At 72.6% G+C, this 25,121-nt stretch carries 16 protein-coding genes; 6 read left to right on the top strand and 10 right to left on the bottom strand.

What is annotated here, in order from left to right:
• Positions 1–55: 55 nt before the first annotated feature.
• Both WME90_RS16950 and WME90_RS16945 read right to left on the bottom strand, forming a co-directional pair.
• A complete protein-coding gene (locus tag WME90_RS16950; RefSeq protein ID WP_437282173.1) occupies positions 56–3,529 on the bottom strand; it encodes a S8 family serine peptidase in 3,474 nt (1,157 codons plus the stop codon).
• Positions 3,530–3,778: 249 nt separating this feature from the next.
• Complete coding sequence (locus WME90_RS16945; RefSeq protein ID WP_437282172.1) at positions 3,779–6,094, bottom strand: nitric-oxide reductase large subunit; 2,316 nt, start codon at positions 6,092–6,094, stop codon at positions 3,779–3,781.
• Between the two features lie 207 nt (positions 6,095–6,301).
• On the opposite strand from WME90_RS16945, the gene norR reads away from it, so the two are divergent.
• From norR to WME90_RS16930, 3 genes are all read left to right on the top strand, one after another.
• Complete coding sequence (gene norR, locus WME90_RS16940) at positions 6,302–7,867, top strand: nitric oxide reductase transcriptional regulator NorR (RefSeq protein ID WP_437282171.1); 1,566 nt, start codon at positions 6,302–6,304, stop codon at positions 7,865–7,867.
• A 122-nt stretch (positions 7,868–7,989) separates the two neighbouring features.
• Positions 7,990–8,400 (top strand): VOC family protein, encoded by a 411-nt coding sequence (locus WME90_RS16935; RefSeq protein ID WP_437282170.1) that lies wholly within the window; start codon positions 7,990–7,992, stop codon positions 8,398–8,400.
• 135 nt (positions 8,401–8,535) lie between these two features.
• Positions 8,536–9,891 carry a PQQ-dependent sugar dehydrogenase gene (locus WME90_RS16930; RefSeq protein ID WP_437282169.1) on the top strand — a complete coding sequence of 452 codons (1,356 nt, stop codon included), beginning with the start codon at positions 8,536–8,538 and terminating at the stop codon, positions 9,889–9,891.
• A 55-nt stretch (positions 9,892–9,946) separates the two neighbouring features.
• On the opposite strand, the gene WME90_RS16925 is transcribed toward WME90_RS16930, so the two are convergent.
• The 5 genes from WME90_RS16925 to WME90_RS16905 all read right to left on the bottom strand — a co-directional run bounded on the left by WME90_RS16925 (position 9,947) and on the right by WME90_RS16905 (position 17,197).
• A complete protein-coding gene (locus WME90_RS16925) occupies positions 9,947–10,990 on the bottom strand; it encodes a glycoside hydrolase family protein (protein WP_437282168.1) in 1,044 nt (347 codons plus the stop codon).
• 256 nt (positions 10,991–11,246) lie between these two features.
• Positions 11,247–12,518, bottom strand: a complete 1,272-nt coding sequence (locus WME90_RS16920; RefSeq protein ID WP_437282167.1) for a PEGA domain-containing protein — start codon at positions 12,516–12,518, stop codon at positions 11,247–11,249.
• Between the two features lie 8 nt (positions 12,519–12,526).
• Positions 12,527–15,292: an FG-GAP repeat domain-containing protein gene (locus WME90_RS16915; RefSeq protein WP_437282166.1), complete on the bottom strand. Its 2,766-nt coding sequence runs from the start codon at positions 15,290–15,292 to the stop codon at positions 12,527–12,529.
• A gap of 2 nt (positions 15,293–15,294) precedes the next feature.
• Positions 15,295–17,016 carry a serine/threonine-protein kinase gene (locus WME90_RS16910; protein WP_437282165.1) on the bottom strand — a complete coding sequence of 574 codons (1,722 nt, stop codon included), beginning with the start codon at positions 17,014–17,016 and terminating at the stop codon, positions 15,295–15,297.
• Between the two features lie 16 nt (positions 17,017–17,032).
• Positions 17,033–17,197, bottom strand: a complete 165-nt coding sequence (locus tag WME90_RS16905; protein WP_437282164.1) for a hypothetical protein — start codon at positions 17,195–17,197, stop codon at positions 17,033–17,035.
• A gap of 41 nt (positions 17,198–17,238) precedes the next feature.
• Between WME90_RS16905 and WME90_RS16900 the strand changes: the two genes are divergently transcribed.
• On the top strand, positions 17,239–17,886 hold the full coding sequence (locus WME90_RS16900; RefSeq protein WP_437282163.1) for a histidine phosphatase family protein: 648 nt from the start codon (positions 17,239–17,241) through the stop codon (positions 17,884–17,886).
• On the opposite strand, the gene WME90_RS16895 is transcribed toward WME90_RS16900, so the two are convergent.
• On the bottom strand, positions 17,855–18,883 hold the full coding sequence (locus WME90_RS16895; protein WP_437282162.1) for a phosphotransferase family protein: 1,029 nt from the start codon (positions 18,881–18,883) through the stop codon (positions 17,855–17,857). The two genes, WME90_RS16900 and WME90_RS16895, sit on opposite strands and share 32 nt — an antisense overlap.
• 311 nt (positions 18,884–19,194) lie before the next feature.
• Here WME90_RS16895 and nhaA point away from each other — a divergent pair, with 311 nt between their 5' ends.
• On the top strand, positions 19,195–20,604 hold the full coding sequence (gene nhaA, locus WME90_RS16890; protein WP_437282161.1) for a Na+/H+ antiporter NhaA: 1,410 nt from the start codon (positions 19,195–19,197) through the stop codon (positions 20,602–20,604).
• A 30-nt stretch (positions 20,605–20,634) separates the two neighbouring features.
• On the opposite strand, the gene WME90_RS16885 is transcribed toward nhaA, so the two are convergent.
• Positions 20,635–22,389, bottom strand: a complete 1,755-nt coding sequence (locus WME90_RS16885) for a DUF389 domain-containing protein (RefSeq protein WP_437282160.1) — start codon at positions 22,387–22,389, stop codon at positions 20,635–20,637.
• A 149-nt stretch (positions 22,390–22,538) separates the two neighbouring features.
• A complete protein-coding gene (locus WME90_RS16880; protein ID WP_437282159.1) occupies positions 22,539–24,773 on the bottom strand; it encodes a bifunctional alpha,alpha-trehalose-phosphate synthase (UDP-forming)/trehalose-phosphatase in 2,235 nt (744 codons plus the stop codon).
• On the opposite strand from WME90_RS16880, the gene WME90_RS16875 reads away from it, so the two are divergent.
• Positions 24,772–25,068: a hypothetical protein gene (locus WME90_RS16875; RefSeq protein WP_437282158.1), complete on the top strand. Its 297-nt coding sequence runs from the start codon at positions 24,772–24,774 to the stop codon at positions 25,066–25,068. The two genes, WME90_RS16880 and WME90_RS16875, sit on opposite strands and share 2 nt — an antisense overlap.
• Positions 25,069–25,121 lie beyond the last annotated feature (53 nt).

Genomic DNA, 25,121 nt, shown 5'->3' with positions numbered 1-25,121 from the left:
TCTGCAACCATGGGCGAGGAGGAAAAAGTCCTTCGGTTCGGGTAGGCGCGCGCGATCAGCGGATGGTCCACGATCGGACCTCTCCGATCCGCGCTGGCACGACGTCGCTCACATCTACCGTGAACCTGAAGAGGCGGCGAGCGCTGTCCTTCGAGGGCGAGAAGAACGTGAGCTTCACGTCCCAGCAATCGCTGCCGGCGCGCGCGAGCGGGTTCTGTTCGACCTCGATCAGATCGAGCTCCATGTCGGCGCCGAGCGCCGCCTCGTAGACGTGCTCGAGCTGAAAGGCGTTTGTCGCGGCGAAATTGATGGCGCGCTCTTGCGACGATCGGCCGGGGTTGCGCAGCTCGAAGTACACTCGCTCCAGAAACTGCGTGATCCCGTGCGCGATCCGCTCTGTCGAGACCCCCGGGTCCCGGAACTGCGCGACGTCCCCGACGAGCCCGGTCGTGGCGGCTTCCTTCTTGGCCACGATCTTCTGTACGAGCGCCTTTGTCGTCCAGTTGTAGATGCCGCGGATCTCGGGGTTGATGGTCGGCACGGAGTAGCCGGCCCTCAGCCGCTGCGATCCCGTGATGTATCCAGGGATCGAGACGCGCTCGGTGCCACTCTGCACCTGCTCCTTCCAGCACTCGCGGAGCACGTCATAGGCGTCCCGGGCGAACGGCCCTTCAGGCGCGATGACGTACACGGGGGTCCCCTCCACCACGAGGACCCACTGGAGCGAGGCCGCGATCCACGGGCTCCGTTCCAGGAGCTCGATCAGCTTCTCGGGTGATTCGAGCGCTCCCGGCGCGATCTGGCTGAGGGAGCTATGGCGCCCGGAGGACACCACATCGCAGCCGAGCTGGCCGAGAGCATAGACCAGGGGCGAGGGCTCGGCCTGCTCCGCGGTCTTGCAGCCACAGCTCGACTTCTTGGCTGACGCGTCGCTCGCCTCGGCAGCCGGGGGAGCGGCGGGTGCCGCGCCTGATGATGACGAATTGTTCGCGCTCGTTTGACTCATGCTGTTCTCCGTCGCCGGTGTCGTGCCTGATGGATGCTTGCGCTCGAGGTGATAGGAGCCGTCGGGTCTTATTTCGCCTGCGTCCATCACGGTGCACACCGTGCGGACGACGACGTTGTCGCTGGACGGGTATTTCCCGGCCGCGACACGGAACGCGGCGCCCGGCGTGTGAAAGTACCCCGCTCCGCCCTGGTGTTTGCACGCCGCCCCCCGCACGTGCGCCCAGCGCTCGTCGAGCGCGCGCGCGAGCCAGGCCGCGACGTCACGATCGGAGCTCGGCGACGGGGCGAGCGAGGCGGCGACCTCCGCCACGTACGCGCGGAGGCGTCCGCTCGCCTCCTCGGCGTCCTCAAGCCGCTTTAGCCCAATCCCCTCGCTCTCGAGCTCGGCGAGGGCAGCGGCGCGCCAGACGGAGGCGACGGAGCCGGATCGGCGCGCGTCCGCCTCCAGGTACGCCAGGTAGATCGGCCGCAAGAGCGCCTCGATGGCGACGGCCTCCAGCCCCAGCACGTCGGCCATCAGCGGCTGCAGCGTCGCCAGCATGACGGCGCTCGTGACCCCGGAACATCTGTCGAACGGCAGGTACGTGTCGAACAGGGACGCGATCACATCGGCCAACGTCTCCGGAGGCCACGCGAGCGCGTCGCGGGTCGCCTTGTGGAGGCCGTCCTCACCTTCGAGCGTCGGCGTCGCGTCGATCGCGGCGCGCACGTCCGCCGCCGTGAGCCCGTCCAGCTGCCAGAGCGGAACGAAGGCGGTGCCGTCTCGCTCCTCGAACGCCTTCCCGCCGGCTCGCTCGAAGGACCGCAAGAAGGCGTCCCACAGCGCCGCTCCGGCCTCGCCGAACACCTCGGCGAAGGCCGCAGGGCTGTGCGGCAGATTGAGCGCGATGTTCACGACGAGGAACTTGTGATCCGCGCAGTTCGTCGCGGGCAGCTGGCCTCGATCGAGCAGGAGATCTCGATAGTAGCGAAGGCAGGTGGCGAGGCTGTAAGCAGGCGTGCTGAGCAGCTCGGTGTCTTCGGGGACCTCCAGCTTGCCGACAAGGAGGAGATCCACGATCTGCAGGTTGCGGTTCACCACCGCCTGGGGAGCGCCCCGCAGCGAGATCACGTGGACGTTCGCCGGGCGCTCGCTGACGTTCCAGGTGAAGAAGCTCCCCTTCTTCTCCCACGAGGGCAATCGACGCCGCGGCAGGGCGTGGGTCGTGCGCCCGTCGCCCAGGTACGCCCCAACGTGCTGGAAGCCCAGCCTGCGCTTGTACGTTCCGAGCAGGTTGCTCAGCGGGACGCGCGTCTCATCGGGTCGCGTGTACGTCAAGAGCGCGTAGAATGGCGCACCTGGCTCGAGCGCGGCCAGCGACCTCACGTAGGTGTCGACCCAGCTCGTTCCCGCGCTCGACGCCTCGTCGAGCGGCGCGACGTGAACACCGTTGCTGCCGTCGTTTAGTCGGTAGCAGAGGTCGTCCACGCGATAGACGCGGCCCGCGAACGTCTCGACGTCGGTGGAGCCGAACGCCCCGGCCTTCAGTTGAAGGGGAGCCTGATGGGGCGCCGATCGCGGCGCATCACCGCTCGGGCCGGCGCTCGCGCTGGCGTCCTGCCCCTGCGAAGGCGCAGGACGTTCACGGTCGCCCGGCGCCGCCTCGCGCACATCCGGCAGGAGCTCGGCGAGCGCGCGGCGCGGCGCGATGCACCCGCCGCCCGATGTGCTGACAAGCGCGGACCGGACGCGCAGCGGCGCGGGCGAGGCGCCGGTCTGGATCTGCGCGCTCAGGAGGAGCGCCGCGACGCCCGATACCACCGCCGCAGACGCGCTGGTCCCACCCACGCGCTGCGCGGCGCCTCCCATCGGGGCGAGGACCGCGTTCGATCCGAACTCCGCGCGCCAGCCGGCAAACGGAGCAGGGGTATCGGCGTCGGCCCCCGACGCGCCGACAGCGAGGACCGTCTCGAACGCCGCGGGCAGCGAGAGCACGCCGGGGCCTCGGTTCCCCGTGGCCGCTACCACCAGGATGCCAGCGCTCTCGCAGCGCCTCAGCGCGCGCTCGAGCGCCGGGCTCGGGCGGCCGTCCGGCGTCGCGCTGCTCGCGCTGACGTTGATGATGTGGGCGCCGAGCTCGACGGCCTCCTCGATGGCGGCCGCAAGGTCGTCCTCGCTGCACGTCGTGGCGCCGAACGCCTCCGATTCCGAAAAGACCGGGATCGAAATGCCCGTGCAGCCGGGCGCTACGCCTTGCGGCTCGGCCGATCTCCCGAAGAGCAGGGCCGCGATGGCGGTCGCGTGCTCCGACGGGCGTGGTTGCAGCGCGGCCCTCGCTCTTCGCTGCTCTATCTTGCAGCCCGCGAGCGCCGGATCCGCGAGATCGACGACGCCGTCCAAGAGCGCGATCCGGATTTTCGGGTCGCCGCTCGATATGCTCCTGATTGGCTCCACCAGCGCGTGGAGGAGCGTCTGCGGCCGGCTGGGTGCGTCCAGCGACGGAGTTGAGCCGATCTCGATCGAGCTTCCAGCCGCGGTCATTGCAGATCTCAGGCGATGTACGGCTGTATCAACCGCGGATCGTGCAGTCAATAAAATCCAGATTGTCCGAGTTTGTTCGCTCTCAGCGGCGCGGGGTGCTGTTCCGCCGAGCGGCGTCGCCGCCGAGAACGTGCCGAAGCCTTGCAAGAGGCGTCATTCTCGGCGGCGGAGCAGCTGCGTGTCGTTCGCGAGGTCGCCGCACGCAGCGCGTTCATCGCGTTCATTCCGCGACGCGGCACCTCGGGCGCGTCAGGCCGCCGGCGCTTGGCTCGCCGGGGCAGCCATCGCCACCGCCTCGCCGGACGGCGCGGGCTTCGCGGAGGCGGCGCCCGCCGGCCGCCGGGTGAAGAGCCCGGCGACGAACCCCACGAAGGCCAGGACGCCGACGATGAACAGGCTGTCTCCGACGAGCCGCATCCAGCGCAGCGCCTCGAGGACCGGCTGCTGCAGGAACTCCGCGCTCCGCGCATACCACAGCCCGCGCTCGACGCTGGCCCACGCCTGCGCGAGCCCGATCGGCAGGAGGCTCAGGAGGATCATGAGCCCGAGTCCGCCGTTCATTCCCCAGAACGCCACGCGGAGCCGCGCCTCGTTCCAGACCGCGTCGGGGCGCAGGCGGCGGAGCATTACGAGCACGAGGCCGAGCGACAGGAGCCCATAGACGCCGAAGAGGGCGGCGTGCGCGTGCACGGGCGTCGTGTTCAGGCCCTGCATGTAATAGAGGGCGATCGGCGGGTTGATCAGGAAGCCGAAGACCCCGGCGCCCACGAAGTTCCAGAACGCGACGGCGACGAAGAACTGGATGGGCCAGCGATAGGCCTGCATCCACGCGCTCCGGTGCTGCATCTGCCAGGTCTCGTGCGCCTCCATCCCCACGAGGACGAGCGGCACCACCTCGAGGGCGCTGAAGCTCGCGCCGACGGCCATCACCGAGACCGGCGTGCCGCTGAAGTAGAGGTGGTGGAACGTGCCGGGGATGCCCGAGATGAGGAAGATGCAGGTGGACAGGAGCGCGGCCCGCGCCGCGCTGTCGGGCCGCACGAGCCCGAACCGCGTGAACAGGAACGCGATCGCCGCGGTGGCGAACACCTCCATGAACCCCTCGACCCAGAGGTGAACGACCCACCAGCGCCAGTACTCCATGACCGACAGGTGCGTCTTCGCGCCGTAGAACAGCCCCACGCCGTAGAACATCCCGATCGCCACCGTGGCGCCGGTGAAGAGCAGCACGATGTGCCGGCTCATGTCGCGGCGCGAGAGCGCGGGCCAGAGCGCGCGCAGCATCAGGAAGAGCCAGAGCGCGAGCCCGCCGAAGAGCGCTATCTGGAAGGCGCGGCCGAGGTCGACGTACTCGTACCCCTGGTGTCCGAACCAGAACGAGGTCTCGAGCGCGAAGCGCTGCTTCACCGACAGCCACTCTCCGGCGAGCGAGCCGAAGACGACGAGGACGAGCGCCCCGAAGAGGACGTTGACGCCGAGCCGCTGCCCCCTCGGCTCGCGGCCGCCCACCGCCGGCGCGAGGAACAGCCCCGCGGCGAGGAACGCGGTCGCGATCCAGAAGACGCCGAGCTGGACGTGCCAGGTGCGCGTCACGGCGTACGGCAGGTACTCCGCGACCGGCAGCCCGAAGACCTCGTGTCCCTCGACGGTGTAGTGCGCGGTCAGCGCGCCGAGCGCGACCTGGAGCACGAGCAGCGCGACAACGACGACGCAGTACTTCCCGACGGCCCGCATCGACGGGGTGAGCACCCACCCGGAGAGCGGATCGCGCTCCGGCGCAGGGTCGGCCGGCTCCTCGCTGCGGCGGAACGCGTGGTACCAGACGAGCGCGCCGATCCCGGCGAGCAGCAGCACGACGCTCACGATCGACCAGATGACGTTGGCGCTGGTGGGCACGTTGCCGACGAGCGGCTCATGAGGCCAGTTGTTTGTGTAGCTCGCGCCGGTGCCCGGGCGCTCCGCGGCCGTAGCCCACGAGGTCCAGAAGAAGAACGCCGTCAGCTTGTCGCGCCGCCCCGGATCGGGGACGGCGCCCGTGTGCAGCGCATAACTCTCGCGCAGGCCGGCGAGGCCCGGGTCATCGCCGAACAGCGCGCGGTAGTGCGCCGCGGTCTCCTCCATCGCCACCGCGCGATCCTCGGGGACGGTGAGCGCGCCCGTCGCCGCGTCGTATCCGTTGTGGCGCATCGTCTTCTGGAGCCGCGCCCTGAGCGCGGCCTGCGCCTCGTCGGGGAGCGCCGAGAACGGCGCGCCGTGCTCTCGCTGGCTCCACAGGGCGAGCTGCGCCTCGGCCTCGCGATGGAGCCAGTCGGCCGACCAGTCCGGCGCCTGGTAAGCGCCGTGCCCCCAGACGCTGCCGACCTGCTGTCCGCCGATGCTCTGATAGACAAGCTGCCCGTCAAGGATATCGTCCTTCGTGAGCAGCACCCTGCCGGATGGGGTCCGCACGACGTCGGGGATCGGCGGGGCCTTGCGGTACACCTCGCGGCCCATGAAGCCGAGTATCAAGAATCCAGCGGTGATGACGGCGGCGAGCGCCAGCCAGAGTCGTCGTAGGCTATGCATAGCGACCTCGTTGTTCGCGTGAGCCCCGGCACGCCCGCGCCTCGGGGGCGCGACTTCGGGGGGCTCCGGTCGTGACACCCGGCCGTCTAGCAGCCGGCGTGCCGCTCCCGTGCGCCCCTTCGTTTCGTGGTTCCAGCCGGCCAACGTTGCGATTTTCGCAACATCCATCCGTTGTCAAAACCACAACGTCGTTATAAAATCGACAACATGCCGAACCTGGAGGCGCTGCTGTCGGTCGCGCTCGATCTCACGACCTCGCTGGGCGCCGAGGATCGGTACCGGCGCCTGCTCGAGGCGGTGCGGCACGTGGTGCCGTGCGACGCGGCGTGCCTGCTCCGGTACCACGACGGCGTGCTGGTGCCGCTCGCGGCGCACGGGCTCGCACCCGAGGCGCTGGGGCGCACGTTTTGCACGAAGGCGCACCCGCGGCTCGACATCCTCTGCCACGCCGAGGCGCCGGTGCGCTTCCCGCCGGACACCGAGCTGCCGGATCCGTTCGACGGGCTGCTCGCGTCGGACGCCTCGTCGCTCGCGCACGTCCACGCGTGCCTCGGCTGCCCGCTGCGGGTCGAGGGCACGCTCATCGGGCTCCTGACGGCCGACGCGCTCGATCCGCGGGCGTTCGACGGGGTCGACGAGGCGACGCTCTCCTGGCTGGGCGCGCTGGCCGGCGCGGCGGTGCGCACGAGCCAGCTCATCGACGCGCTCGAGCACAGCGCGGAGCGGCTCGGCCTCGTCGCCGACGATCTCCGGCGGGCGGCGGAGCGGGAGCGGGGCGCGAGCCTGCTCGGGACGAGCGCGGCGATGCAGCGGCTGCGCGACGAGATCGCGCTCGTGGGGCCGTCGGATCTCACGGTGCTGATCACGGGCGAGACGGGCGTGGGCAAGGAGCTCGCGGCGCGCGCCGTCCACGCGGCGTCGAGGCGGCGGGGCGAGCCGCTGCTCCACGTGAACTGCGCCGCGCTGCCGGAGTCGGTGGCGGAGAGCGAGCTGTTCGGGCACGTGCGCGGCGCGTTCACCGGGGCGGAGCAGAGCCGGCCGGGCAAGCTCGAGGTGGCGGACAAGGGCACGCTGTTCCTCGACGAGATCGGCGAGCTGCCGCTGTCGATCCAGCCGAAGCTGCTGCGGGCGCTCCAGGAGGGCGAGGTGCAGCGGGTCGGCGCCGACCGGTCGCTGCGCGTCGACGTGCGCATCGTGGCGGCCACGAACCGCGATATCGAGCGGGAGGTGGCCGAGGGGCGCTTCCGGGCCGACCTGTTCCACCGGCTCAACGTCTATCGCCTGGCGGTGCCGCCGCTGCGCGAGCGGAGGAGCGATATCGCGCTGCTCGCAGGCCACTTCTGCGACGAGGCGCGCGCGCGGCTCGGCGTCGGTCCGGTGCGGCTGACGAAGGCGGCGCGAGAGCTGCTCGCGAGCGGCGCCTGGCCGGGGAACGTGCGCGAGCTGGAGAACACGGTGTTCCGGATGGTGCTGCAGGCGTCGCGGGGCGTGCCGCGAGGGGCTCCGGTGGTCGTCGAGCCGGACCACCTCGGCGCGGGGCTCCTCGGCGCAAGCCTCGCCGCGGCGGCGCCCGCGCGGCGCGGCGAGGAGGGCGCGAAGGAGGCGGCGACCTCCGAGGCGGCGCCGCTGGGCGAGCAGGTCGACGCCTTCCAGCGCGGGCTCATCGAGCGGGCCGTGGCGCAGCACGACGGCAACTGGGCCGCCGCGGCGCGATCGCTCGGGATGCACCGCAGCAACCTGCACCACCTCGCGAAGCGGCTCGGGCTGCGCTGACGCGGCCCGGGATCGGCGAAAGGCCGCCGTCGCGCCGCGGGTTACGGGTGGGGTATCCTCGGCCGCGCGCGCCGGTCCCCTCTCCTCTTCTCCTTCTCGGCGCCTCGCGGAGGATCTCGCCCATGTTCAAACGCATCGCGCACGTCTGTCTCAATGTGAGGGATCTGCAGCGCTCGGTCGACTTCTATAGCAAGCTCGGGTTCACCACCAAGTTCCGCTTCACCCGCGAGGGCGCGCCGTTCGGCGCTTACCTCGAGATCGCCGACGGCAACTACGTGGAGATGTTCGAGGACCGGAACCTCGGCGAGGTGGTCAATACGGGTATCGCCCACTTCTGCCTCGAGACCGACGACATGGACGCCGTGATGGCGACGCTGAAGAGCCGCGGCGTCCCGTTCACCGAGAAGAAGCTCGGCTGCGACAACACGTACCAGATCTGGCTCGCGGACCCCGACGGCAACAAGTTCGAGGTGCACCAGTACACGCCCACGAGCACGCAGTACACCGGCGGGGTGATCGAGGCGGACTGGTAGCCGGCCGAGGGGCGGCAGCCAGGGCTGGACGGAGGAGCGCTCCCGCGTCTGCTCGTGGCGAGAGGCGAGGATCCGCGGGCTCGTCGGTTCAAAGGAGCGGTGGACAGAGGAGCAGCCGAATGGCAACCAGAGTCCATGGACAACCGAGATTCTGGCCGTCGGTGGGCCCGGCGTGGGGTGGCTCAGGTGCTCCTGATCGGCGCGGGCGCGCTGGCCTCCTGCTCGCCCAAGCGCGCCGAGGTCACACCGCAGCCAGCGCCCACCGACAGGATCCTCACCGGCGCCGATGCGCTGGGCGACTGGACGACCGACGCGCCGGGCGTGAAGCGCAAGATCACCGTCGCCGACCTCCCCGCCCCCAACGAAGACGAGTCGGTGAACAACAGTCCGCGCAAGGCAGATCGTCCAGCCGGTGGTTTCCCTAAAGTCCCGTCGGGGTTCACCGTTGTCGAGCTCGCCACGGGTCTGGAGAAGCCGCGGGTGGTGCAGGTGGCGCCGAACGGCGACGTGTTCGTGGCCGAGAGCGCGGCGGACAGGGTGCAGGTGCTCCGGGACACGGACGGCGATGGCAAGGCCGACCTCCGCAGCGTCTATGCCGAGGACCTCAACCGTCCCTTCGGCATCGCCTTCTATCCTGCCGGCACCGACGCGCCGACGCACGTCTACATCGCGAACACCGACAGCGTGGTGCGGTTCCCTTACACGACAGGTGACACCAGGGCCAGCGGCCCGGCCGAGGCGCTGGTCACAAACATCCCGTCGGGCAGGGAGGCCGTGGGCGGCGGCGGCCACTGGACCCGCGACATCGTCTTCAGCAAGGACAACCAGCGGATGTTCGTGTCCGTGGGCTCCCGCTCCAACGTCGACGACGACGACCAGGAGATCCGCCGCGCGTGCATCCTGAGCTTCACGCCCGACGGCAGGAACGAGGTGCTCTATGCGTCAGGCATCCGCAACCCGGTCGGCCTGGCCGTCGAGCCGGCGACGGGCGCGCTCTGGACCAGCGTGAACGAGCGAGACGAGCTGGGCGACAACCTGGTTCCCGATTACGTGACGCGCGTGCAAGAGGGCGGCTTCTACGGCTGGCCCTGGTACTACCTCGGCGCGCACCAGGATCCGCGCCACGAGGGTAAGCACCCCGAGCTGCGGGACAAGGTCATCGTGCCGGACGTGCTGATCCAGTCGCACTCGGCCTCCCTCGACCTCTGCTTCTACACGGGCCAGCAGTTCCCGGCCGACTACCAAGGACACATCTTCGCGGCGGAGCACGGCTCGTGGAACCGCTCGCGGCGCACCGGATACAAGGTGATCCGGATCCCGGTCAAGGACGGCAAGGCGGCGGGGTATTACGAAGACTTCATGACCGGCTTCGTCACGAGCACCGGCGACGTGTGGGGCCGTCCGGTAGGCGTCGCGGTGGCCAAGGACGGCGCGCTGCTGGTGACCGACGACCAGAGCAACACGGTGTGGCGGGTGGCCTACGGCAAGTGAGACCACGATACGGTGCGTGCGCCATCGGCGCGGCGGCCGCAGGCGGCCCGTCAGATCACTCTCTATCCGTCGAGTCTCCGCACGCGTGCTGCGGCGCGCCGACGTAGGCCTGACCGAGCTCGTTGAGCTCGCCGTCGTCGCCGAGCAAGCTCGCGTGCCGGACGTTGTCGGCGCGGCCCGAGAACCACGCGTATCTCGCGATCCGAGGCTCGTTCTCGAGGTACTCCAGCGCGTCGACGAGGAACTCCTTCTGCTCGGCGAGAGAGCCCGCGCTGTCGCACGCGAACTCCGTGAGCCAGAGGGGCTTGTCGAACCGCGATTTGTACGTCTCGACGTGGTTGATGAGCCACTGGGCCTGGTTGTCGCCTTCTCCCTTGCAGCCGGTGTAGATGTGGATGCCGATGTAATCGACCCGGCATCCGCTGCACGCGGCGAAGAAGTCGTCCAGGTACTTGAATGGATCGGTCTCCTGGCAATCGCCGCCGCAGAAGTTCACGGCCGGCGACACGAGCGCGAGGCCGCGCGCGTCGGCCACCGCTTCGACGTGCGGCCAGAGCGCCGCCGCTTCGGCCGCGGAGAGGTCGGCCTGCGCCCCGAAGTTCGGCTCGTTGAACCCGAGAAGGAACCTCGCACCGTCGGGGATCTCGGAGGCGATGCGGCCGGCGGCGGCGCTGTCGAGGTTGTCCCCGCCCCACACCATCGGTACGTACTCGACCCCGAGCGTCCTGTAATCATCGGGCCGGACGCCCTCGTCCGGCACATGGGTCCAGTTGTACCACCAGGACACCGCCGGGGAGAGGGCCTCCATGTCGGCCTTCGAGTGATAGCCGTACGCGAGGCCGCGCTTGCAGCCCGCCGGCGCAGGGCCGCCGCTGCCGCTCGAGCTTGCTGCGCCGGCGCCCGTCGAGCTGGCGGACGGGCCTGCGCCGGCGCCCGTCGAGCTGGCGGACGGGCCTGCGTCGGCGCCCGTCGTGCCGGTGGACGAGCCTCCGCTCGCCTGGCCACCTCCGCCGCCTTGTCCTTCGGCATCACCTCCGTCACCGCAGGCGCACGCGAGGAGGACGAGAGCAGCCTGCACGAACGACGACGAGCGCTTCATGCCCGTGACTGTCTCCGGAGCAGGCGCGTTCCGTGATGAAAAACGGAGGGGTCAGAGCCGATAGGTCATCGAGAGGCCCACATGGGCAGCCCTCTCTGGCGATTCCCGCCTCTCTCCGGCACATGGGACGCAGAGCGGCGGCCTCCCGCACAGGAGACGGGTCCAGCTCGGCGTTTTCGGCGCGGAAGCGCACTCCTGTGCGCTGAGCACCGAAAACGTCGAGATGGGCCCGTATCCGAAGCGGGTGGCCGCCGCTCTAGAAACGCGCTCGCAAGCCGGCGGAGAGCCACCCTACCGTGAACTCCGCTCCAACCCCGGGGTGCCTCGACGGCGGCGCGGCGGGCGCGGCGGCGCCAAGATCCTTCGGCTCGTCGAAGGCGAAGAGCCCGAAGCCCACGGCGGCGGCCAGAAGCGACACCCCGCCGGCGACGGCCGCCGCCGCACCGAGACTGCCGCGCGCATCGACCGCGGCGTTGTAGCGATCCCGCTCGGACGGCGTGAGCGAGCCCGCGTCCTTCCTGTCCCGCAGGTCGACCGCCTCGCTCTGGCTCGCGAGGGCGAGGCCCCCGAGCACGCCGGTCGCGACGGCGCCCGCCGCGCCGACGCCGAGGACCGTCCACGCGGCGACGCGGCGAGATGTCATGCGGAGATCGGCGTCGAGCACGACCGCCTGCTCGCGCGTCACGCGGAGCTCCCGACGGAACGGCTCGTATCCCGGCAGCGAGACCTCGACCACATGAACCCCCGGCTCGATCGCGATCGCGCCGGCCGTCGGCACCGTCCCCCTCACCTGCCCGTCGACCGCGATGCGCGCGCCGCCCGTGCCGGTCACGCGCAGCTGCGCAGGCTTCACGCGCAGCACGACGTGCCGCGGCATCAGCTCGCCGGCCACCGCGACGACCGTGAGCTCTTCTTCGAAATGCCCGGTCGCCTGCACGCGCACGCGGTGCGGGCCAGGAGCGACCGGCGCCACGAGCGGCGCCGCGACGAACGGCTGGCCGTCCACCGACACCCGCGCCCCCTCGGCAGGTGACGACAGCAAGAGCCGCGTCCCGCCCGCCGCCGGCCTCGCGGCCGCCGCGGCGCCGCCGCCCTGCGCGGTCGCGCCCTCGCCGCCCGCCGCCTCCGCACCCTCGCCGGCGAGCCGCGCCTCCAGCGGCACGAGCGACCCGAGGGCAGTGACCGCCTCCTCGCGGCGCGCCGCCTTCGGATCCTGGCGCAGGTACTCGCGGTAGAGGGCGATCGCGCGGCGCAGCGCGTCCGGCGACGGCTCCGTGAGGTACTGACGCCGGAAGGCCTGCGCCGCCGAGAACAGGAGCGACGGGCTCGGCACGCGCTCGTGCGCCTCGAGGAACGCCTCCGCGGCGACCTGGTACTGGCCCGCCTCGTACGCCTGCGCGCCGGCGTTGAAGTAGTTCTCCGCCTCCGTCACCTGCTCGGGCGTCGGCCGCGCCTGCGCCTGGGCCGCGGCAGGCGCCGCGGCGAGGCTCAGCGACGCCCAGAGGAGCATGGGGCCGAAGCCACGCACCGCCGCCCTCATTGAAGCACCGGCTTGCCGCGGAACACCTTCAGGAAGGCAGAGCTCATCGCCACCGCGAGATCGTCGACGCCATCGCCGTCGACGTCGCCCGCGACCAGCGCGACGAAATCGCTGCCGGCCTCCGGCGGGGGGCCGGGGAAGGTGGTGTCGAGGCGGCGCAGCGCCCGCGCGCCGGCGTCGAGGTCGTAGAGCTCGAGCCGCCTGGGCCCGGCCACGGCGATCTCGAGCGCATCGTCGGCGTCGGCGTTGAGCAGCGCCACGGCGAGGCCCGCGCAGACCTGGTCGCCCTCGCAGGGATCCGGCGCGAAGAGCTCGGTCTCGTCGAAGCCCCCGCCAGCGCGGCCCCAGAGGGCCACGATCTCGCCGCTCTCCGCGCGGGCGAGGAGGTCCTGCTGGCCGTCGCCGTCCAGATCCGCGACGAGCGGGCGCGGCGCGTACTTCGGCGGGTTCACGTCGTCGACGATGGCCTTGAACACGTGCGCCGTCTCCTGCCGGGTCTCCTCGACCAGCTTCTCGCCGTCGGCCTCGTAGAGCGCGAGCTCGCCGTCGTTCAGCCACACGAGCTCGTCGCGTCGGTCGCCGTCGGTGTCGATCGGCGCGAGCACACACGCCTCGCACGGGGGCGACCCCTCGCCGGGCCGGCCGGACGCCTCGGCGCGCAGGTTGTCGCCCTCCGGCGAGACGGCGATCTGCCAGAGCTGCGTGCCTTCGGGCACGGGCCCCGGCGCGCCCTCGACGGCGTGCTCCGTGATCGCGGCAAGGCGCTGCTGGGGCTGGCCGTCGGCCCCGACCGCGAACATGCCGCCCGCGACGGCGAGGAGCCGAACGGGCAGGATGGAGCTCGACGCGCCAGGGCCAGACGGCATGCCGGCCGGCGCTCCGGGAGGCGCGGCGAAGTAGAACGGCGCGCGGATGAGGCGATCGCGGCCCCCCTCGATGAGCGCGAGCCCGGAGCCGGAGCCCACCTGCGCGTCGGGCGGCCGCGGGAGACCGCGCAGGGCGAAGAGCTGCACGCCCGTGGCCTCCTGGAGCACGCGGCCCGCGACGAGGCCGCCAGCGAGGTCGAGGCGGCCGTGCCCCGCGGGCGCGGAGGGCGCGGCAAAGGCGTTGCCGTAGGCGATGTCGAGCCGGGTCGAGGGCTGCGGGGACGAGGGCCGCGCCTGCTGATCGAAGTAGGCGATGTCGTTCACCCGGTCGCCGTCGAAGTCGCCGACGGCGAGGTAGTGCGGCGGGCACTGCGTCGGGACGCGCTGCGTGTAGAAGGTGCCGTCCGAGGCCCCGGTGTAGACCGTGATGTCGGGCAGCTGCGTCTCGGTCGCGACGATGTCGAGGTGGCCGTCGGCGTTCACGTCGGCGGCGATCGCCTCGCACTCTCCGCCGATGGATCCGCAGACCGGAGACTGGAACGGCGCGCCGGGGCGGCACGCGATCGGCACGAGCTCGAGCCCGGGGCGGTCCGACTCGAAATCACCGGCGACGAAGATCCGGTCCGGATCGGCGAGCGCGGCCTCGAGCTCCGCGTCCCCGAGCGAGAGCGCGCCCGTGTGCTGGTCGGGCGAGCCGGAGGACGGCAGGCTCGGCGTCGAATGGAAGCGCCCGTCGCCGAGGCCGTACGCGACGTGGAGCTCGCCGCGATCGCCGTGGATGGCGTTCACGACGATGTCGAGGGAGCCGTCGCCGTTCTGATCGTACACGGCGAGCGACGCGTTGACGTCGCGGATCCTCGCGCCGCCGCCGAGCTGCACCTCGGGCAGCGCCGCGAGCGCGGTGGAGCCCGCGGGGCCGCACACGGCGTAGATGCGGATCCGATCGTCGCCCCGCTTCGCCACGATCGCCTCGTCGCACGGCTCGGTGACCGCGGCGGCGTCGCCGTCCAGATCGGCGGCGACCGCGGCCGCGATGTCGCTGGGGGCCACGACGTCGCCGTCGAGCGTCCGCGGCTTCTCGGCCGGGTCCGACATCACGGCGATACGACCGGCGCCCCCGCTCGCGGGCGGCGCAGGCGGCGCGGGTGGCTCGCCGCTCGTACCGCCCCCGCTCGCGCCGCCCGCCGCGGCAGCTGCTCCGAGGAAGATCAGCGCGGCGTCGCGGCCGCGCAGCCGCGCCGACAGGAGGCGCGCGAATTCGCTGTCGAGGCGCGTGGTCGCGTAGAGCGTGGGCGCCATGGCCGCGCTCTCGGAGGCCGAGAACACGAAGAGGCCGTTCGCGGCGCCCCCCTGCGTGGCCACCACGTCCCCGCGCCCGGCGACGATGAGCTCGAGCTGACCGTCGCTCGTGAGGTCGCGCAGGATCGGAGCGGGGGAAGTCTCCTCGCTCGACGCCGCGCGGGCGATCGGGAGCGCCTGCTCCGCCTGCGCGCACAGCCCGGGGGTCTGGCTCGGGAGCCCCGTGATCGTGGTGCTCTCGAGCGTCGTGTGCACGAGCTCATCGCAGCCGTCGGCGTTGATATCGCCGATCGAGAGGTCCATCGCCGTGACCGTGGTGCGCGCCGCGAGCTCCTCGAACACGCCCGCGGGCCGCCGGCAGACGCCGTCGGCGCCGCAGCCGTAGCCGCCGGGGCACACGAACCCTTCGGCGCCCCCGCAGAGGTAGCGGCACTGGTGCGCGCTCCCGGGCGCGCCGCAGCCCTCCTGCCCGTCGCAGGCCTCGTCCGGCGCCTCGACGACGCGGTTTCCGCAGACGTCCTCCTCGAGCAGCGAGAGGTTCGCGCAGCCCGCCGCAGCGATCGCCAGGACGACCGACAACCCGTGAGATGCCTTCATGGTCAGGGTGCTCCGCGGAAACTGTCGAACGCCGGCTTCTCCAGATCGGTGTGGTGCTTGCGCGGGCGGCTCGCCCGGACGCCCGACGGCGCCGCGCTGGCCACCCCGGCGGCCGGCGCGGACGACGCCGGGACGACCGCGGCTGCTCCCGGAGCCGCCTGGGGATCGATGGACGCGGCGCCCGCTGTCAGCGGCGCGCTGGAAGGATCCGCGGCGCCGAGGGGTTGTACGGTGCCGGACGGCGCGCCGGTGGCCTCTGCGGCGCCGGGCGGCGCGCCCGTGGCCGCTGTCGGGGCGGAATCACGGGTCGATGCAGCGTCGCCGCCGGGGCGGAGCCACGCGATCACCCCGGCCACCACCCCGCCGAGGAGCAGCACCGCGAGCACCCCGGCGCGGCGGGCCCTGTTCCTCGATGCACGGGCGGGCTCAGCGAGCTGGGCGGACGCCACCGCCCGGTCGGGCTCGGCGAGGGGGGCGAGCGCCACCGTCCGGCCGATCTCGGCGGGCGTCACCGGGCCCGTCTGCATGGGCTGCGTGTGCCCCGCCGCGACGGCCCCGCTCCCGCCAGGGCTGCGCAGCGTGCCGGAGGAGCCACCGTCCCCGGAGGCGGCGCCCTGCGACGCGCCGCCCCCGGCGACGACGCTGCCCCCCTCCGGATCGATCGCGTCCACCGCGTCGGTCGCCGCCTCGGAGCTGACGTCCTGCGACCCGACGGACACGACGCGCGCGCTGCTCCGGGGACGCGACGCGCCCGCGCTGTCGAGCCCCCCGAGGCCGAGCTTGCGCACCTGCTCCGCGAACGCCTGGATCGCTGCCCCCGCCGAAGGCGGGCGATCCTCGGCGCGCTTCGCCAGCATCGACATGACCGGCGCGTCGAGCTCGGGCGGGAGGTCCGCGCAGACGCTCGACGCCCGCGGCGGCTCGTGGAGGAGGTGCATCATCATCACGTCCATCATCGATTCGCCCTGGAAGAGCAGCGATCCGGTGAGCACCTCGTGGGCGATCACGCCGAGGGCGTAGATGTCCGAGCGATGGTCGACGCCCTTGCCGCGGACCTGCTCGGGCGACATGTACGCGGGCGTTCCGACCGCGACCCCCGTGGCCGTCTTGTGGGCGAGCGCCTCGTCCGCGAGCTTCGCCACGCCGAAATCGAGCAGCTTGGGGAAGTAGCGGCCGCTCTTCTCGATCGCCACGAAGATGTTCTCGGGCTTCAGATCGCGGTGCGTGATCCCCGCCGCGTGGGCGGCGTCGAGCGCGTCCGCGATGCCCTCGAGGAGGGCGACGGCGCGGCCCGGCGTGAGGCGCCCCTCGCGCCGGATCAGCGCGCCGAGCGTGAGCCCGTCGAGCAGCTCCATGACGAAGTAGTGCCGCCCGTCGACGACGCCGAAGGAGAAGATGTCGATGATGTTGCGGTGCCGGATGCGGTTCACCGCGCGCGCCTCGCCGACGAAGCGCGAGACGACGGTCGGGTCGGACGCGAACCGCCGGTTCAGCACCTTGATCGCGACCCGCTTGCCGATGAGGGGGTGCTCCCCCGCATAGACGTCGCCGAACGTCCCCGCGCCGAGCCTCCGCTCCACGCGGTACTCGCCGAGCATCGTGCCCGGCGTGAGCTCCGCGTCCTCCTCGAAGAACGCCTCGTCCGGCAGCAGCGCGTCGCCGTGCTCCGGGCAGGTCGCCACATCCTCCGGATAAACCGAGCGACACGCGGGGCAGGTGGCCATCGACCGTCGTCCGAGTCTAGGCGCCGTCGCAAATGATGAACAGCGCGGAGAGCAGGACGAAGCGCGCGCGCTCGTGCCGGCCCGTGCTCGATCGCGCCGCCGGGCGAGCACAGCACCGCCGGGCGAGCGCAGCGCCGGGGTGAGCCCGCCGCGCGGGGCGCTCGATCCGGCCGCGGCTCACGCTAGCCTCCGGGCCGAGGCGCCCCTGCTCTCCTCTCAGCCATGTGCCCCTGTCTCCTGATCCTCGCGCGCCACGGCCGCACCGCCGGGAACCGCGCCGGCCTCGCGACGCCGATGAGCGGATGGACCGACACGCCGCTCGACGAGCGAGGGCGGGAGGAGGCCGAGACGCTGGGCCGCCGCCTCGCCGGAGGCCCGGCGTTCGACGCCGTGTACGCCAGCCCGCTGAGCCGCGCGCTCGAGACGGCGCGGATCGCGGCCGGCGCGTGGGGCCCGGTCCGCCCCCACGACGGCCTGCGCGAGATCTGCTGCGGCGACGTGGACGGCCACCCGATCGAGGAGGTCAAGTCGCGCCATGCCGCGCTCTGGGAGGCGCACCTGCGCCAGGCCGACGACGACTTCCGCTGGCCAGGCGGGGAGAGCTACCGCGAGCTCCGCGCGCGCTGCCTCGCGGCGATCCAGGCGATCGCCGCGGCGCACCCGGGGCAGCGCGTGCTCGTGGTCACGCACGCGGGCGTCATCGGCCAGATCCTCGGGGCGCTGCACGGAATCCCGGCCGCGTGCTGGGAGGCGTTCCGGTCGGGCAACGCCAGCCTCACGTCGCTCTCGTGGCAGGGCGACCGCGGCGTCCTCCTGCGCTTCGACGACCGCGAGCACATCAGCGCCAGCACGCGTCGGCCCGGCGGATGACCCGCAGCCAGTCCGCCGCGTTCCGGGCCGCGGCCGCGCGCGCGCTCTGCGTTGCGCCGGGCTCGCTCGCCCGGCTCACCACCGCGAGGTGGTACCCGAGCGCGCCCGCGAGCGCATTCGACGCGGCCGCGAACCAGTAGGCGTCGCGCAGCGGCCGGCTCAGCTCGCGGGCGAAGCCGCGCGCCGAGAGGTAGCCGGCGAGCAACGTATCGTGGCGGCGCCGCGCCTCCGGCTCCCAGGTGCCGAGGGCCTGAAGCCACGAGCTCAGGTCCTCGAGCGGCGATCCGATCCGCGCGCGCGCCCAGTCGAGCAGCACGGGCTCCACGACGCCGTCGCGCTGGCGGACGATGACGTTGCCCGGGTGCACGTCGCCGTGGATCACCGCGCGGCCGAGCGGCTGGAACGCGAGGAGCTGCCGGCGCATTGCGGGCAGCGCCGCCACGACCCGCCGCAGGGCGGGCAGCGCTCGGGCGAGCTCCGGGACCTCGCCGCGGGGCAGGCGCTCGGCCAGCGAGAGTGTATCCCGCGCCACGGCCAGGTTCTCGGCCTCGTAGTCCCACGCCGGCAGGGAGGCGCCCGTGGCCGCCTCCTCGTGGAGGCGCGCCAGCCGCTCGATCACCCGGGCCGTGTGCCCGCTGTCGGCCCAGGGCCAGGCGTGCGCTGGCTCGATCCGCTCGAGGTAGAGCAGCCAGCGTCCGCGCCCGAGCCGTTCCGCGCCGAGCAGCTCGGGCGAGAAGCGCCGCCCGACGGACCTGGAGAGCCGCCGATAGACGGCCGCCTCCCGCGCGGCCCTGCCGTGCACGAGCTTGGCCACGAGCGCGATCCGGCGCGCCCCCGAGCTGCCGTCCCCGCGCAGCCGCGCGGTGACCAGCGCGACCTCCGAGCAGAGCCCGCCGGGGAGCGGGCGTATCTCGATGGCCGAGTCGCAGACAGCATCGCCGTGGCGCGCGACGAGAAAGGCCGTCACCGCGGCGCGATCCAGCGTATCTCGCGTCATCCACCACCTCCCGGCCCCACGATGCGCCGAGGCCAGCTCACGATCCACCCTGCACCTCGAATCCGGTCCATGCACCTGGCCATGCCGGAGCAGCGGCACGCGACCGCGCCGACGCAACGGCCCGGAGCAGCAGCACGCGATCGCGCCGGCGCAGCGCACCGGCCCGGGAGCCGGTTCTCACTGGCTTCGCTTGCCCGGATGAGTATTCTCTCGTGCGGGTGTCGCGGCGGCGGAGCGCCGCGACAGGTCATCATGGGACGGTCGGGCCGCCTTCCCCCCTCGCGCGACGTCGCTCGCGCCTCGGTGGTCCGTTGAGCCGATCCCCCTCTCATGAGCTTGCCCCCGGAACCTGGGCCCCCGCGCGCCGCATCGCCGAGCGTGTCCTCGGCCCGATCGAGCGCTTCTTGCATGTCGAGGCCGCCAGCGGGATCGTCCTGCTGATAGCGTCCGCCGTCGCCCTCGCGTGGGCGAACTCGCCGTGGGGCGACGCCTACGAGCACCTCTGGCACGTCCCGATCACGTTCGCCGCCGGCTCGCTGGCGTTCACACAGCCCCTCCACTTCTGGATCAACGAAGGGCTGATGACGATCTTCTTCTTCGTCGTCGGCCTGGAGATCCGGCGGGAGATCCACGAGGGGGAGCTCTCGGATCTCAAGCGCGCGGCGCTGCCGGTCGCCGCGGCGGTGGGCGGCATGATCGCGCCCGCGCTCCTCTACCTCTCGTTCAACGCTTCGCCGGTCTCGCGGCACGGCTGGGGCGTCCCCATGGCGACCGACATCGCGTTCGCGGTGGGCGTCCTGGCGTTGCTCGGCAAGCGCGTGCCCCCTGCCCTGCGCGTGCTCCTGCTCGCGCTCGCGATCATCGACGACATCGGCGCCATCATCGTCATCGCGCTGTTCTACTCCTCCGGCCTCGCGTGGAGCGGCCTGCTCGTCGCGGCCGGCGGGGTGCTCGCGGTGCTGCTGCTCCAGCGCTTCGGCGTCCGCGCGCCCGCCGCCTACGTGGCCCCCGGCGCCGTCCTCTGGTGGGGCATGCTCCGCGCCGGCGTCCACCCCACGATCGCCGGCGTCGTCATCGGGCTGCTGACACCGGTGCGCTCCTGGTTCGGCAGCCACGGGTTCGTCGCTGAGGCGCGCGACGCGGTGGACAGGGTCGCCGCGCTCACCAAGCGCGACGGCCACCGCGCGGACGAGCTGCTCAAGCCCCTCGGGCGGATCCGGCAGGCCCAGCGCGAGGCGCTGCCGCCCGTGGTCCGGCTCCAGGCGGCGCTCCACCCGTGGGTCGCGTACGGCATCATGCCGCTGTTCGCCTTCGCCAACGCCGGCGTCCGCATCGATGGTTCCTCGCTCGGCCACGCGGCCTCGGGGGCGATCCTGCTCGGGGTCACGGTCGGCCTGGTCGTCGGCAAGCCGCTCGGCGTCTTCCTCGCGAGCTTCGCGACGGTCCGGCTCGGCGTCTGCGCCTTGCCGCGCGGCGTCGGCTGGCGCGGGATCGCGGTCGTGGGCTGCGTCGCCGGCATCGGCTTCACGATGGCGATCTTCATCGCAGGCCTCGCGTTCGGCGACGCCGCGATGCTCGCCGCGGCCAAGCTCGGCGTCCTGCTCGCCTCGACCGTGGCCGCCGCGGTGGGCCTCCTCGTCGCCAGGCTCGCGCTGCCGGGGACCCCGGCGCCCGGCGCGGCGCTGACGCTCGAGGAGGCCGAGACGTCGACGGAGCGGTAGCCGCGCGAGCGACCGCCCGCGCGGCGTGCCTCAGCGGATGCGGGAGCCCGCGTCGGCGTCCGCCGGAGCGCCGGCATCCGCAGCCGCGCCGGCGTCGGCCGGCGCCTCAACGGATGCTGGCGCGCACGGCGAGGTCGAGACGAGCGCCCGCCACCGGGCGCCCTGACGGACCTGCACCCGATCCGAGCGGAGGGCCGGCAGTGACCGGAGCGCCGCGAGGACCGTGTCGAGCTCCTCGCTCAGCTTCTCCCCGGGGTTCGTCGGCACCTCGACGCACCCGTGGAGCGCTTCCACGTCGTCCACCCAGGCGAGCGCTGGCCCGGCTGCCTGGAGCCAGGACCATCCGCCCGGCGGCTCGGCGACGATCGGCTCGGGCGAGATAGCGCGGTCCTGTACCGCGATCTCCGCGCCGAGCTCGCGCGAGAGCGCGCGCCCGAGCAGGTCGCCCGCCGGGGCGCCGAGCTCGGGACCGACGTGCACCACCTCCACGACGGCCGGCTCGTTCTCCGGGAACCGGAGTCGCCACCCGACGAGCGGCCCCGCCGCGTGCGGCCATGCGGAAGTGAGCGACGCCGCGAGCTCCTGGCGGACGAGCACGAGATCGGGCTCCTTGGGCACGACGTCGATGGGCGTCGAGGTCGCCCTGACCGACGCCGCCACCTCCTCCAGCGCGCTCGCGTCGAGGACGGCGATCACGTCGACCTTCGGGGTGATGCCCGCGACCACGGCGATCTGGTCGCGCAGGTCGTGCTCGATCCGCTCCGCCTCGTCGGCTCGGCCGAGCATGACGAGGCGCACGACGACGCTGCCGTGATCGACCGAGACGTTCGACCGCACGGCGCTCTGCGGCAGCGCGTCCAACATGCGCACGATCGCCGTGCGGACGCGCACCTGCCACGACACGCGCGCGAGCGCCTCGCGGAGCGGAAAATACACGGCCCCGAGGAGCGCGAGCGGCATGAGCACGCGGAAGATCCACCCGTGGCGGAGCTCGAAGAAGACCTGCAGCGCGCGCGCCACGCGGCGGATCGCGCCCGGCTTCTGCTTCGCGAGCTCCGCGTGCTCGAGCTCCGCGGTGCTGACGGCGCTGTAGCCGAGGAGCAGGAAGGAGAGGATGGCGAACAGGAGGATCGCGCAGAGGTTCGCCGTGAAGAGCAGCGCGGCGCCGCTCGCGACGCTCTTCATCCGCGTGCCGATCCCGTAGCCGATCACGCAGAGCGGGGGTACGAGCGCGATGCCGATCGCCGTGCCCGCGGCCGTCGAGGTCGTGTCCGAGCCGGGCCGCGCGGTGGTGTAGGCGGCCGCGATCGCGCAGAAGATCGCGATGAGCAGATCGAGCGCCGTCGGCGACGTGCGCGCGGCGATCTCCGAGGTCACCTCGTAGAACGGCAGCATCAGCGTGAGGACCGTGGCGCTCGTCACGACCATGACGACGCTGAAGACGACGCGCGAGAAGGAGCGCAGCGCCAGGAACGGTGAGCCGATCGCGAGGCCCATCCCGAGCTCGACGATCGGGCCCATGAGCGGCGAGATCAGCATCGCGCCGATGACGACCGCCCCGCTGCCGAGGACGAGGCCGAGCGAGGCGATGCCCATGGCGAGGAAGAGCTGGAGCCAGTAACCCGCCGCCCCCTTGGCGCTCCGCTCCAGCATGCTCTGGACGATGGCCACGCGGGCCTCGGGCTCGACGCCGAGCGCGGCGGCGATGCGGTCCTGCAAGGCCGCCCCCGCGGGCCGCCCGGGCGGGCTTTCTTCGGGCGGTTCACGGCCGGGACTTTGATCCATGGCGCGCCTTATAACGCGCCTCTCCACCGCGCTCGCCCCGGGAAACGCGGGCCGCTCGTGGACAGCGCCGCGCCGCGAGCGGCGGCGGCTTCGGGCCAGGAAGAAAGGCATGGATCGGGGCGTGGAACGCGCGTGGAGCCCGGCGCTGGTCAGGCGTGGAGCTCGGCGTCGCGCCCCGCGCGGCCGGCGTCGAGCCCCGCGGGACCGGCGTGAATCGAGCGCAGGAGGCGCCGCACTGCGCCGGCGTCGGGCAGCCGGTAGGCGGCGCGGCTGCTCTCGTTGCCGACGTGGATGGTGTATGCGGACGGCGGCAGCGCCGCGAAGATGTCTTCGTCCGTGCGGTCGTCGCCGATCGCGATCACCGCCGCCCTCGCCGGGAGGTCGTCCAGGATGAGCGGCACCACCCTGCCCTTGTGGACGCCGCGCGGCCGGACCTCGACCACCTTGGCGCCGGCGAGGAGCTCCAGGGTATCCATGGGGAGGCGCTCCTCGAGGCACGCGCGCAGCTCCCGCACGTGCTGGCTCGCCAGCTCGGGCTCGGCCGTGCGGTAGTGCCACGCCAGGGTCACCGTCTTGTCCTCGATGAAGCTGCCCGGGGTGCGCCGGGTGAAGCCCTCGAGGATCGCCCGCGCCTCGCCCTTCCAGGCGGCGGCGTCCGGCCCGAGCGCGACCCAGTCGTCGCTCGCCTTGGGCCGCGACCAGAAACCGTGCTCGGCGTGGAGGTGGAGCGGCAGCGCGCCGAGCCAACGCTCGATGTCGGCGCGCTGGCGGCCGCTCACGACGTGCACGCGGTCGCGCTGGGACAGCGCCCTCAGCAGCGCGAGCAGCTCCTCGTCCGGCGCGGCGAGGTCGGGCACCGGCGCAAAGGGGACCAGCGTGCCGTCGTAGTCGAGGATCCACACGCGCTGCGGCGCGAGGCGCACGCGCTCGACGACGCTCTCGGGCATCCCTCGGCGCGACGGCGCGGCGGCCCCCGCGGGCTCCGGCGCCGCGGCGCGGTCGAGCTCGTCGAGGAACGCCTGCGCCCAGGCGTGGACGTCGTGCGTCGCCACGCGGCGGCGCAGCGCCGCCATCCGGCGCTGCTGCTCGGCGGGCCGCATGGCGATCGCCTGCTTCATGGCACCGGCGACCGAGCCGATGTCGTACGGGTTGACGGAGATCGCCTCCGTGAGCTCGGAGGACGCGCCCGCGAACTCGCTCAGGATCAGGGCGCCGTCGTCGTCGACCCGCGCGGCGACGTACTCCTTCGCGACGAGGTTCATGCCGTCGCGCAGCGGGGTCACGAGCATCACGTCGGCGGCCAGGTAGAGGGCGACCACCTGCTCGAACGGCAGCGAGCGGTGCATGTAATGGATCGGCGTCGCGTACGTCGTGCCGTACTGCCCGTTGATGCGGCCGACCATCTCGTGCACGAGCCGCCGGAAGTCGGCGTACGCGCCAGCCATCTCCCGCGTGGGCACCGCCAGCTGGAGGAAGCGGACCTGATCGCGCAGCTCCGGCTCACGCTCGAGGAACCGCTGGATCGCGAGCAGCCGGCGCGGGATCCCCTTCGTGTAATCGAGCCGGTCGATCCCGAGCACGATCTTGCGGCCGCGCGCCTCGGCGCGGATGCGCGCCGCCTCCTCCCGCACGCCGGGGTGGCCCGCGAGGCGCTCGATCTCGGCGGCGTCGATGCTGATGGGGTGGACCCCCAGCGCGACCCTGCGCCCGTCGTGCTCGATCGCCGCCTCGCCCGGCTCGACGCCGAGCACGTGCGCCGCCGACGCCGCGAAGTTCCTGCGGTAGGCGGCCGTGTGGAAGCCGATCAGGTCCGCGCCGAGCAGGCCCCGGACGATCTGCTCCCGCCACGGGAGAATGCGGAAGACCTCGGCGGACGGGAACGGGACGTGGAGGAAGAAGCCGATCCGGGCCTCGGGGAGGCGCCGCCGCAGGAGCGCCGGGAGGAGCAGGAGCTGGTAGTCGTGCACCCAGATCGCGTCGCCCGGCGTGTACTGCGCGGCGACGACGTCGGCGAAGTGCTCGTTGACGCGCTGGTAGGCCTCCCAGTCGAGCTCGGCGTCGAGGTTCACCTTGTCGAGCAGGTAGTGGAGCAAGGGCCAGAGGACGCCGTTCGAGAAGCCGTCGTAGAAGCGGTGCTGCTCCGCGGCGCCGAGGTGCACGGGCACGGCGCGCATCCCGGCGAGCGCCAGGTCGGCATCCCTTCGCTGCTCCGGGGAGAGGCTCGCGACGCTGCCCGGCCAGCCTATCCAGACCGCACAGTGCCGCTCGTGGGGGCCGCGCATGGCGGCGGCGAGGCCGCCCGAGGAGCGGGTGAGGCAGAGCGCGCCGCGGTCGACGCGCACGCTGATCGGGAGACGGTTGGAGACAATGAGCAGTCGAGCCATGGAACTCCCCTCCTCGGCGGCCTCGTCGCCCCTCGCCGGGCGCGACGTGCGGCACTTCCCTCATCCGCCGGGCACGAGGCGCGCCGGCGCAGGGACGAGCCGCGCGCCGCGAGGCGCGGTGCCGCGAGCCGTCGGAAACGAACAGGGCGCGACGCCCAACCGGGATCGCGCAGGCGAGCGGCTGAACGAATACTTTGAACTCAAAACATATTGCGCGGCGTCGCGCAAGCTGATCCGGCACGCCGGAGGGCGTTGCGCGTCGATCGCGCCGCGTCGAGCGCCGATGGAGGGCTGAGCGCGTGAGCCGGACCGGCACGCAGGTGATGCGGTCGTCGCGCGGCGTCGAGG

The organism is Sorangium sp. So ce375 (assembly GCF_051473855.1).
In the GTDB taxonomy this organism is placed as follows: domain Bacteria; phylum Myxococcota_A; class Polyangia; order Polyangiales; family Polyangiaceae; genus Sorangium.
Note: the sequence above shows the minus strand (reverse complement) of the source record. Positions and strands in the feature narration are given on the sequence as shown.